The sequence below is a fragment of the Pseudomonas sp. AGC41 genome (assembly GCF_057334555.1).
Genome location: NZ_JBHFJB010000146.1, coordinates 124,690 through 126,194, shown reverse-complemented (window position 1 = coordinate 126,194; position 1,505 = coordinate 124,690). Strand labels below are relative to the sequence as shown.

Sequence of the window (1,505 nt, the reverse complement as noted above, 5' to 3'; positions counted from 1 at the left end):
CCCCCGCTCCCACAGGGATTTAAGGAGTATTCAGAACCCACGGCTTTTCTGTCAGCCTCTTTGGCCGGAATGAGCGCTGTACTGCCCGCTCGGGATAGATAATATCCATCATCGTTTTCCCATCTCTTCGAGGTTGCCATGCGCTTTTCCGATTTGATCGATGCCGTGCGTCATCAGCCAGGCGCCGTCACCATTCCACCTGAATGGGGTCAGGGCCGGGCCAGTTTTGGTGGCTTGGTAGCGGCGCTGCAATACGAGGCGATGCGTGCCCGGGTTCCGGCCGATCGCCCGGTGCGCTCGCTGGCGATCACCTTTGTCGGCCCGGTCGAACCGGATGTCCCGGTCAGTTTCGAGGTCGATATATTGCGTGAGGGCAAGGCCGTCAGCCAGGTACTGGGGCGCGCTGTGCAGAAAGGTCAGGTGGTGACCGTGGTACAAGGCAGCTTTGGCGCATCGCGAACCTCGGTGGTGGCGGTACAGGCTGATCCCGCGCCGCCATTCAAGGACGTCGAGCAATGCCAGGAACTGCCCTATATCAAAGGTGGCACACCGGAATTCATGCGGCACCTGGCGATGCGCTGGAGCGTCGGCGGCCTGCCGTTTTCCGGTAACAAATCCCGCAGCATGGGCGGCTGGGTGCGCTTGCGTGGTGATGTGAAAGAGGAGGCGCTGGACGAGGGCCATATCCTGGCTTTGGTGGACGCCTGGCCGCCAGCGTTGTTGCCGCACCTGACGCAAATGGCGCCGGGCAGCACGTTGACCTGGACCATCGAGTTCGTCCAGCCATTGCTTGAGTTGACGACATTGGATTGGTGTCAGTACCTGGCCGAGATCGAGCATGCCCAGGATGGGTATGGCCATGTCGCGGCGAAATTCTGGAGCGCCGATGGCCGCTTGATCGCCATGAGCCGGCAGACGGTGACGATTTTCGGCTGAGGCCCTGCGGCGATTCAGTGACGGTGGCGATCCCGCCAGGCGCGCCACCATCCGCCGCTGAGGAAGAACCGTGGAAAGGTCAGGAATTGCTCCACCAGCAGGCGCGACATGGCGTCCTTGCGATCGCTGAAAGGCTCCGAGGCCTGCGCCTCTAGACCATGGCCATGGCGCTGCAATCCGAGTGCGGCGATTACACCAATCACGCCGATGGCGACATCGCCCAGGCTCAGGCTGAAGACGCCCGACACGATCAACAGAAACGCGACAATGAACAGCGGCACCGCGATCAGATGCAACACCAGGTTGGTCGGGTGGCGGTGGTTATCGGGATAGGCGCGCCATTGCCAGGCCGGAAGGTTGGGGTGACGTTTGCCCATGATGCTTGGTCCTTGAGTCCGTGAAATCCGAATAACCCAAGAATAGGCCGGGCCGGGCAGGGCGGCGAATCACGGTTGGCTATCGCAACGATAGGCACGATAGGCATATGGCTGTTGTGAGTCTCCCTGTCCTGATGATGAAGACTTTCTTCATGAGCAGAACCCGCTCTCGTGGGGGGGGGGGGGGGGGGG

Annotated in this window: 2 protein-coding genes; one reads left to right on the top strand and one right to left on the bottom strand. The window is 61.4% G+C overall.

Annotation, left to right across the window (positions count from 1 at the left end; genetic code table 11):
• Window positions 1-138: 138 nt before the first annotated feature.
• Window positions 139-936 carry an acyl-CoA thioesterase gene (locus ACE04F_RS23960; RefSeq protein ID WP_434629409.1) on the top strand — a complete coding sequence of 266 codons (798 nt, stop codon included), beginning with the start codon at window positions 139-141 and terminating at the stop codon, window positions 934-936.
• 14 nt (window positions 937-950) lie between these two features.
• Here the strand turns inward: ACE04F_RS23960 and ACE04F_RS23955 are convergent, their stop codons facing one another.
• Complete coding sequence (locus tag ACE04F_RS23955; RefSeq protein ID WP_486110188.1) at window positions 951-1,313, bottom strand: terminase; 363 nt, start codon at window positions 1,311-1,313, stop codon at window positions 951-953.
• Between the last annotated feature and the right edge of the window lie 192 nt (window positions 1,314-1,505).

What these genes read in the sequence shown, in the direction of transcription:
- ACE04F_RS23960 (WP_434629409.1), top strand. Translation starts at nt 139, where the DNA reads ATGCGCTTTTCCGATTTGATCGATGCCGTGCGTCATCAGCCAGGCGCC.
- ACE04F_RS23955 (WP_486110188.1), bottom strand. Translation starts at nt 1,313, where the DNA reads ATGGGCAAACGTCACCCCAACCTTCCGGCCTGGCAATGGCGCGCCTAT.